Raw genomic sequence first — 9,650 nt, forward strand, 5'->3', positions numbered from 1 at the left:
GGCATACTGCACCCATTGCGACACGATCAGCAGGATGATCGTATTGGTCAGGCTGCCACCGACGATGGCAATGAATGTGATGGCCAGGAGAATGAAAGGCATCGCCAGCTGGATGTCGGCAAAGCGCATGACGACCATGTCCCAAAAGCCGCGATAGTAGCCGGCGATCAGGCCCATCAGCACGCCGATGACCAGGGCACCTGCAACCGAGGTGAAGCCAACAAGCAGCGATATCTTGCCGCCGGCAACCACGCGCGCCAGCACGTCGCGTCCCAGCGGATCGGTACCAAGCGGATGGGCAGCGTTGACGAAGGGCGGCGTCAGGCGGGCGAGCAGGTCGATCTTGGCGCCACCGCCGGGAAACAGCAGGTCGGAAAAGACCACCGCGAGACAGATCGTCACGGTGAGGAAGGCGCCGAGAATGAATTCCAGGCTCATGAAGCGCGACTGGCGCAAGGAGAATGTCTTGGAGGCCATGGCCGTCTACTCCGTACGGATGCGCGGATCGACCAGCCCGTAAGCGATATCGACCAGAAGATTGACGCCGACGATCATCAGCGAGAGCACGGTGATGACGGCCTGAAGCACGGGATAGTCGCGTGCGCCCACAGCATCGAAGGCCAGCGTGCCCATGCCGGGCCAGTTGAACACGCGCTCCACCACCACGATGCCGCCGAGCAGGCCGCCGAACTGCAATCCGAAATAGGTGATGAGCGGAATGGCACAATTGCGAAGCGCGTGTTTGTAGAGGACCTTGCTTTCGCTCAGCCCCTTGGCGCGCGCCACCATGATGTATTGCGATTGCAGTGTCTCGAGCATCGACGTGCGCACGAGCCGCACATTGGTTGCCGTCAGGATGACACCCATTGTCACGGCGGGCATGATGTAGGCTAAGGCACTGTCCATGCCGCTGGGCGGCAGCCAGCCGAGCGTGATGGCGAAGAGCAGGACCAGCATGGTTGCTAGCCAGAAATTCGGAAACGACAGGCCGATCAGCGACAGGATGCGGATGATCTGGTCGGCCGACTTGCCGCGCGCCGTTGCCGCCTTGATGCCGAGCGGGATGGACAGCGCGATGGATACCACCATCGAGATGAATGCCAAAAGCAAAGTCGCAGGAAGGGCGGCGCTGATCAGTCCCGCTACGGGCGTGTTGCCAACAAAGCTGCGACCGAAATCCAGTGTCAGCAGCCCTTTCATGAAGTCGAGATATTGCACGATGAACGGCTTGTCGACGCCGAGTGCCTGACGAATACGAGCCAGGTCGTCTTCGGTCATGCTGCCCCCGCCCTGAAACATGGTGACGGCCGGGTCGCCAGTCAGGCGAATGGCAAACGACACCAGGAGGGTAATGGCAATGACGACAAAGATCGCCTGCAACAGTCGCTTAATGAGGAAGCCGGCCAAGTGTTTTTCCCTAGTGCGTGATCTCAGTGTAAAAGCGCGCAACGCTGTTCGAACAAAATCAGGCGTCTGATCGTTGAATAGGAACGAAGAGGGATGCCACCCATGATGGGCGGCATCCCTTGATGTGGATTAGTTGACCGAGACTTCGTTGAGTTTCAGCCGGTTATCGGGTGCTGGAACGAAGCCCTGCACGCGCTTGTTGATGCCGTAGATGGCATTCGTGTTGTAGAGCGGTAGCTCCAGAGCGCGATCGGCGGCGTATTTCGCGATTTCCTTGAGGATGCGCTCGCGCTCCGCACGGTCCGTTAACGGACGCTGCGATTCAAGCAGCTTGTCCATTTCCGGGTCGCTGTCGTAGGGGTTCCACTTTTCGCCCGAGTGGTACATCGAATACGCGGTGTTGTCGTAATCGAAGGTCCAGCCGCCCCACTTCTGCTGGAACATCGCACCGGTCTTGCCCTGTGGAATGATGTCGTTGAGCAGAACATTGGTTTCGTAGGGCTTGATGGTGGCGGTGATGCCGACCATCTGGAAATAGCTGGCGATGACCTGGGCCACTTCGTTCATCGTCGCATCATTGCCGCGAACATCGATCTGGACGGTCGCGCCTGATTTCACCCCTGCTTCAGCCAACAGCGCCTTTGCGCCTTCGGGATCGTAAGGCAGCGGCTTCAGCTCCGGATCGTAGCCAAACGAAAGCGCACCCTGGAAACTGGCGATTTCGGATGCCTGGCCAGCGAGAATCGATTGGATGATGGTCGCGCGATCCACGGCCATGATCAGCGCCTTGCGCACCTTGGTATCGGCTGTGATGCCGCTCTTGGTGTTGAAGCGCAATGCATCGACGGTAGGTCCGGGCACAGAAACAAGCTCGAGTTTGGCGTCGTTCTTAATGACGTCGATCATGCCGATCGGAATGGTCGGCGGCAGGACGAGGTCCACACGGCCGGCCTGAAGCTCGGCAACGGCGGTCGAGGGCTCTGCAATGAAACGGAAGTCGAGTTCCGAAAGCTTTGGCGCGCCGCCCCAATAGTCGGGATTGGCCGCGAGCTGGATATTGACCTTCGGCGCATAGGAAACGAACTTGAATGCGCCCGTGCCGACCGGATTGGCGTTGAAGAAGTCCTCGCCTTTTTCAGCGACGTATTTCGGCGGCACAATCATCGCGCCATAGCCTGCAAGCTTGGTCAGCAGGACGGGATCTGGTGCCTTCAGCTTCATGTCGACGGTGTATTCGTCGATAATCTCGATGCTGTCGATTGCGACGTAGTTCGAGCGCTGCGGACCTTTCGCACCCTGCTCGCCGAGCAGGCGTTCGAAGGTGAATTTTACGGCTTCGGCGTTGAACGGTTCGCCATTGTGGAAGGTTACGCCCTTGCGGAGATGGAAGCGGATGCGCTTGCCTTCGTCGAGTTCTTCCCAGGATTCAGCCAGACCCGATACGAGCTTCAGGTCCGGGCCGCGGTAGGTCAGACCGTCAAAAATGTTGGTGGCAACGGCCGCCCACTGCACCAGGAAGGTATCGACCGGGTCCCAGCTGCCCGGATCCTGCGGCGAAGAAACCGTGAGCTTGCCTTCCGCCAATGCAGGCGAAGCGATGAAAGCCGTGCCTGCCATGGCGAGCGCCATGTAAACCGCTCGAATTCCGATTATTTTTTTCACTAGCATCTACTCCTCTTCAGATGTTGTTTCTCTTCAGATGTTGTTTCGTTGATTCAGTCAGGCGCTTCTGGCGACGAAGTGCCCAGGGCTGACCTCCTCGCGGAGCAGGATTGCCGGCTCATTGCCGACTGCCCTGACCGGGCTGGGGATGTCGCCTTCCATCATTGCCGTGCCGCGCTTGCGCGTTGGATCCGCGACCGGGACAGCCGAAAGCAGCTTGCGCGTATATGCATGGGTGGGTGTTTCGAAGACCTGGCGGCGGCTGCCGAGTTCCATGATCTGGCCCAGATACAGAACAGCAACGCGGTGGCTCATTTTTTCGACGACGGCCATATCGTGGCTGATGAACAGATAGGCCAGGCCCCGTTCGGCCTGCAGTTCCATGAACAGGTTGATGATCTGCGCCTGGATCGAGACGTCGAGGGCCGACAATGCCTCGTCGGCTATGATCAGCTTGGGGTCGGAGGCGAGAGCGCGCGCGATGCAGACGCGCTGGCGCTGGCCACCAGAAAATTCGTGCGGGTAGCGTTCTGCATGCGCCGATGTCAGGCCGACACGTTCCAGCAGCCCGTCGACGCGCTTGCGGATCTCTGCGTTGCCAGAAATCAATCCATGCGTGCGAATTGGCTCGGCAATGGAGAAACCGACCGTCTTGCGAGGGTCCAGCGAGGCAAAAGGGTCCTGGAAGATGTACTGGACTTCCTGAAGCAAGCGATGGCGCTCGACGGCATTCATCTGCGCCAATGATTTGCCACCGAAAGTGATCTGGCCTGAGGTGGCCTTCTGCAATTGCTGGATGGCGCGTCCGATGGTGGATTTTCCAGAGCCGGATTCACCAACCAGAGCCAGCGTCTCGCCAGGGTGAATATCGAAACTGACCTCCTCGACCGCGTGCACGCGATGCGTCACTCCGCCGAAAATGCCTTTCTTGACATTGAAACGGACGACGAGATCGCGAACCGACAGAAGCGCCGGAGCGTCATATCTAGGCGTGTCCTGGATGCGCTCAGTACCGACCAGTTTTGGCTGGCCATCTTCGAGAATGGTCAACGGCATGCGTTTTGGGAAGTCCTGGCCTTCAAGACTGCCAAGCTTCGGCACCGATCCAAGCAGCATACGCGTATAGGGGTGCTGCGGATTTGCGAAGATCTCGCGCACCGGCCCCTGCTCGACCTTTTTGCCTTTCCACATGACCACGACATCGTCGGCCATCTCGGCGACCACGCCCATGTCATGGGTGATGAAAATCATCGCCATGCCGAGCTCTTTTTGCAGATCGCGCATGATGTTGAGGATCTGGGCCTGGATGGTTACGTCGAGCGCTGTCGTCGGCTCATCGGCGATTAACAGCTTGGGCCGACATGCGAGCGCCATGGCGATCATCACGCGTTGGCGCATGCCACCGGAAAGCTGGTGTGGATAACGGCCGAGCAGTTCGCCTGAATCCGGCAGACGCACCATGTCGAGCAGGCGCCTTGCCTCCACAAGTGCTGCATTCTTGCTCATCTTTTCGTGCAGCATCAGCACTTCGCTGATCTGGTCACCGATGGTGAACACAGGATTGAGCGAGGTCATCGGCTCCTGGAAGATCATTGCGATCTCCTTGCCGCGAATTGAACGCATCTCCTTTTGCGAGGCCTGCAGCAGATCGATGCTGCCTTTCACCCCGTTGAACGTGATGCGCCCGGTCGGAAATTTTGCGCCCATGATGTCGGCGAGCCGCATCATCGAAAGCGAGGTGACGGACTTGCCCGAACCGGATTCACCGACGATCGCCAGGGTTCTTCCCGGCGCGACCGAGAAGTCCAGATTCTCGACGACACGCGCGGCGCCGAACGCAACGGATAGATCCTCGACGGAGATGAGCGGGGTGGTAGTGGCCTCGTTCAAGCGCAGTTCCTTACAATGTCGTTGCGGCACGCGCCGCCTGATTGAACGCGCCCGACATGAAGCGAAGGACGGCTGCGATTTCCGATAATGTTTCTTCCGACGGACGGGCGTTCGCGGTCGAGTCGACCAGAAGCCGTTCGCGGATCTGGGCATAGCGAGCGCAGGCCTCAGCACCCTTTTCGGTAATCCGCACCGTCTTTTCCTTCGCCGCCTTGCCGGAAGTCAAAAGACCAGCCGCCTCGAGCTTGCGGATGGCGTAGGTGACGACGTGCGTGTCTTCGATGTCGAGCACGAGGCAGATGTCGGCGAGCTTCTTTTCGCGGCCGCGGTGGCGAATGGAATGCAGGATCAGCACTTCCATGGACGACAGGTTGGGCAGTCCGGCCGCCGACATGCAGCGCACCATCCAGCGGGAAAAAGCATGGCTTGCAAGGATCAAGCCGTATTCGACCTCGGAGAGGCCAGGCGACGCGCCCTCGGCCAGATGCGACGACGACACGATCGGGCCGATCGATGGAATGGGCTGAAGGTGCTTAGGCAGAGTCGTTTCGAGCCTTTCCAGCTCGCCCGGCTCCCGCTTCTCTTTTGTGACCATCTGCCTGCCCCCATCTTGACGGACATATCGTCACCACTTTATCGATAATTTGTCAATGTTTGCTGGTTCATTTTTGAGCGTGCCTATTTAGGCGGCAGAAATTCGGGATGTCGGATATGAACGGACAGAATGGATCGTGGGATTTCTGGATCGACCGCGGTGGCACGTTCACCGATGTCATCGGCAAGGATCCGCAGGGCAAGCTGCACGCCCGCAAGGTTCTGTCGGAGAACCCGGAGGCATACCGTGACGCCGCCGTGCATGGCATCCGCCTGCATCTCGGCCTTGAGGCCAGCGAGCCAATTCCGGCTGGGCTGATCCACGAAGTCCGCATGGGCACGACAGTCGCGACCAACGCGCTTTTGGAGCGCAAGGGCGAGCGGCTGGCACTGGTCACCACGAGAGGTTTCCGCGACGCGTTGCGCATCGGATACCAGGAGCGCAAGGATATTTTCGCTTCCGAAATCCTGAAGCCCGAGGCGCTTTACGACACGGTCGTCGAGATGGACGAGCGTATCCTGGGCGATGGCCGGGTGGAAACGGCGCTCGATGAAAATTCAGCCCTCGCCGCGCTGAAAAGCCTGCGCGATCAAGGCTATGACTGCATCGCCATCGTTCTGATGCACGCCTATAAATTCCCGCAGCATGAAGAGATTCTCGCCCGTGTGGCCCGTGAGATCGGCTTTGCGCAGGTATCCGTCAGCCATGAGGTTTCGCCGCTGGTTAAGTTCGTTRGCCGCGGCGATACGACAGTCGTCGACGCCTATCTGTCGCCGGTCCTGTCGCGTTATGTGGCCCAGGTATCGCGCGAACTCGACGTGGAGCGCACCGGCGCGCGCGTCATGTTCATGATGTCGTCGGGCGGACTGACCGCGGCCAATCTATTCCAGGGAAAAGATGCCATTTTGTCGGGTCCTGCCGGTGGTGTCGTCGGTCTTGCGCGCACGGGTGCGTCTGCTGGTTTCCCGAAAGTCATCGGCTTCGATATGGGCGGCACCTCGACCGACGTTGCCCATTTCGATGGCGAATATGAACGTGCATTTGAAACACAGGTCGCGGGCGTGCGTGTGCGTGCACCGATGATGCTGATTCATACGGTTGCAGCGGGCGGCGGCTCAATTTTGCATGCTGATGGCGGTCGCTTCCGGGTTGGCCCTGATTCCGCGGGCGCAAATCCAGGTCCCGCATGTTACCGTAATGGTGGTCCGCTTGCCGTAACCGATGCCAATGTGATGGTCGGCAAACTTATTCCGGATTATTTTCCGGCCCTTTTCGGACCGCAGCAGAACGAGCGTCTCGACGTAGAGACAGTTCGCACGCACTTTACCCAGGTCGCCGACGAACTTGGCGACGGGCGCACGCCGGAAGACGTTGCCGACGGTTTCATCCGGATCGCGGTCGCCAATATGGTTGAGGCGATCAAGAAGATCTCCGTCCAGCGCGGGTATGACGTGACGCGCTATGCGCTCAACTGCTTCGGTGGCGCTGGCGGCCAGCATGCCTGCCTGGTTGCCGACGCGCTTGGCATGAAGAGCATTCTGCTGCACCCGATGTCCGGCCTGCTGTCGGCCTACGGCATGGGGCTGGCCGATATCCGCGCCACGCGCCAGAAGGCGCTCGGCGTCGATCTCGATGCGGCCGCGTCACGGGCCTTGCTCGATCTCGGGCTGGAATTGCAGCGCGATTGCCTTGCCAATCTAGCTGCGCAAGGCATCACCGAAAGTGCTGCAAAGACCTTTCTGCGGGCCCACATCCGCTATGCCGGCACCGATACGGCAATCGCCGTTGAGGCGACATTCCCTGACCTCGATACGCCGGAGCGCCTGCGTGCCGAGTTCGAGCAGCTTCACAAGAGCCGCTTCGGTTTCATCGACACAACAAAGGCACTGGTCATCGAGGCTGTCGAGGTCGAATCGGTCGGCGGTAGCGGTGCGGAGATCGACTTCTCCCAGGGTGCCGCAGATGACTCCGAGGTCATCCCGGCACGCCGCACGCGCTTCTTCTCGCAGGGCACATTCCACGATGCGGGTGTTGTGCTGCGTTCGGAAATGGCTGTGGGCAACCGCGTCAACGGTCCGGCGATCATCATCGAGAGCAACCAGACCATCGTCGTCGAGGATGGCTGGCAGGCTCAACTGACCGTGCGAGATCATATCGTTTTAGAGCGCATCGTGCCGCTTCCTGCGACCACTGCCATCGGGACGGCGGCGGACCCTGTCATGCTGGAGATATTCAACAATCTCTTCATGTCGATTGCCGAGCAAATGGGCGTGACCCTGCAGAACACCGCCTATTCGGTCAACATCAAGGAACGCCTCGACTTTTCCTGCGCGGTCTTTGACGCCAGCGGCAATCTGGTCGCCAATGCCCCACATATGCCGGTGCATCTGGGATCCATGGACGCCTCGATCGCAACAGCAATCCGCGAAAATCCGGTCATCCATCCCGGTGACGTGTTCTTGCTGAACGCTCCCTACAATGGCGGCACGCATCTGCCAGATCTCACCGTCTGCACGCCGGTGTTCAACACGGACGGCAAGACAATCCGCTTCTGGGTCGCCAGCCGCGGCCATCATGCCGACATTGGGGGTATCGCGCCGGGTTCGATGTCGCCTTTGGCAACCACGATCGAGCAGGAAGGCGTCTATATCGACAATTTCAAGCTGCTGGATCGGGGCATCTTCCGCGAGAAGGAACTTACGAGCCTGTTGACCGGCGGCACATATCCAGTGCGCAACGTCATCCAGAACATCAACGATCTGAAGGCGCAGGTCGCGGCGAACGAAAAGGGTGTCGCGGAGCTGAACAAGATGCTCGCCCAGTTCGGCGAGGATGTTGTCGAAGCCTATATGGGGCATGTTCAGGACAATGCCGCTGAAAGTGTGCGCCTGGTGCTCGATCGGCTGCCGGACGGCACTTTCAGCTACGAGATGGACCAGGGCTGCAGGATCGAGGTGAAAATCACCATAGACCGGCAAAAGCGCGAGGCCACTGTCGATTTCACCGGAACCTCGGACCAGCGTGGCGACAATTTCAACGCGCCCGAACCGGTCACGCGTGCCGCGGTGCTCTATGTCTTCCGCGTGCTCGTTGCCGGCGATATTCCGATGAACGCTGGTTGCCTGCGTCCGATCCGGCTGATCGTTCCGGCAGGCTCGATGCTGTCGCCGCGCTATCCGGCCGCCGTGGTCGCAGGCAATGTCGAGGTCAGCCAGGCGGTGACGAACTGCCTGTTTGGCGCGACCGGTGCGATGGCGGCCGCGCAAGGGACGATGAACAACCTGACCTTGGGCAATGACGAGTATCAGTATTACGAGACGATTTGCTCTGGCGCGCCTGCAGGTCCGGGATTTAACGGGGCGGACGCGGTTCACACCCACATGACCAATTCGCGCCTGACTGATCCCGAAATTCTGGAAACRCGTTTTCCGGTGGTGCTGGAAGACTTCCATATTCGCAAGGGTTCAGGCGGAAAGGGTGAATTCTCAGCAGGCGATGGAACGCTGCGCACAATCCGCGCCATGCAGACGCTCGATGTCGCGATCCTGAGTGGCCATCGCCGTATCCCACCGTTCGGACTTGAAGGTGGTGCGCCAGGTGAATGCGGATCAAACACCGTGCGCCGCATAGACGGGAAGATCGAAACGCTTGGCGGGTGCGACCAGACCGTTCTGCAGCCCGGGGAAGCGATCTCCATCAGCACGCCGACCGGTGGCGGCTATGGAAAACGCGAGCTCAAGCCATGACAACCACCTTGGGCGTCGAATCTGAATAGCAGCACTTTCGGCGCTGATGGCCTCCGCCTGCTCCGTGAGGGAACAAGCGAGGTTCCAAGAATCTGACTGCGCCGCTGGACGGCGCAGTCCGGTGATTTCGGAATTTCTGCCTGTAAAGAGGGCCGACGCCCACGGTGAGGTTGGACTGGTTACTTAGTGGGTTGTCAGCAGTCGCTGGACCAGTTCGGTTCGGTTGTGGGCGTGAAGTCGCTGGCAAAGTTTGCCGACGTGATCCTTGACCGTATATGCCGAAATCCCCAGCGCCCGGGCGATCYGTTTGTTGGATTGGCCGCGGCAGATCAAAAGCGCCACTTCGCGCG

7 protein-coding genes are annotated in these 9,650 nt (G+C 59.6%); 1 reads left to right on the top strand and 6 read right to left on the bottom strand.

The annotated features are described in order from the left end of the window. The 5 genes from AC1DUU_RS13520 to AC1DUU_RS13540 form a co-directional block, all read right to left on the bottom strand. Positions 1–477 (bottom strand): ABC transporter permease (locus AC1DUU_RS13520; protein WP_476783935.1); only part of this gene is annotated, 477 nt, incomplete at its 3' end. Between the two features lie 6 nt (positions 478–483). After that, positions 484–1,407, bottom strand: coding sequence for an ABC transporter permease (locus tag AC1DUU_RS13525; protein ID WP_476783936.1), 924 nt, complete (start codon positions 1,405–1,407; stop codon positions 484–486). 129 nt (positions 1,408–1,536) lie between these two features. After that, the gene (locus AC1DUU_RS13530) at positions 1,537–3,036 is read right to left on the bottom strand and encodes an ABC transporter substrate-binding protein (protein WP_476783940.1); all 1,500 of its coding nucleotides are present in this window, start codon (positions 3,034–3,036) and stop codon (positions 1,537–1,539) included. 90 nt (positions 3,037–3,126) lie between these two features. After that, positions 3,127–4,959 carry an ABC transporter ATP-binding protein gene (locus AC1DUU_RS13535; protein WP_476783937.1) on the bottom strand — a complete coding sequence of 611 codons (1,833 nt, stop codon included), beginning with the start codon at positions 4,957–4,959 and terminating at the stop codon, positions 3,127–3,129. Positions 4,960–4,969: 10 nt separating this feature from the next. Then, positions 4,970–5,554 (bottom strand): winged helix DNA-binding protein, encoded by a 585-nt coding sequence (locus AC1DUU_RS13540; RefSeq protein ID WP_476783938.1) that lies wholly within the window; start codon positions 5,552–5,554, stop codon positions 4,970–4,972. 116 nt (positions 5,555–5,670) lie between these two features. On the opposite strand from AC1DUU_RS13540, the gene AC1DUU_RS13545 reads away from it, so the two are divergent. Then, positions 5,671–9,300, top strand: a complete 3,630-nt coding sequence (locus AC1DUU_RS13545; protein WP_476783939.1) for a hydantoinase B/oxoprolinase family protein — start codon at positions 5,671–5,673, stop codon at positions 9,298–9,300. A 183-nt stretch (positions 9,301–9,483) separates the two neighbouring features. Here the strand turns inward: AC1DUU_RS13545 and AC1DUU_RS13550 are convergent, their stop codons facing one another. Further along, on the bottom strand, positions 9,484–9,642 hold the full coding sequence (locus AC1DUU_RS13550; protein ID WP_476783941.1) for a response regulator transcription factor: 159 nt from the start codon (positions 9,640–9,642) through the stop codon (positions 9,484–9,486). Positions 9,643–9,650 lie beyond the last annotated feature (8 nt).

Source organism: Aminobacter sp. P4_H6_2, from assembly GCF_056400805.1.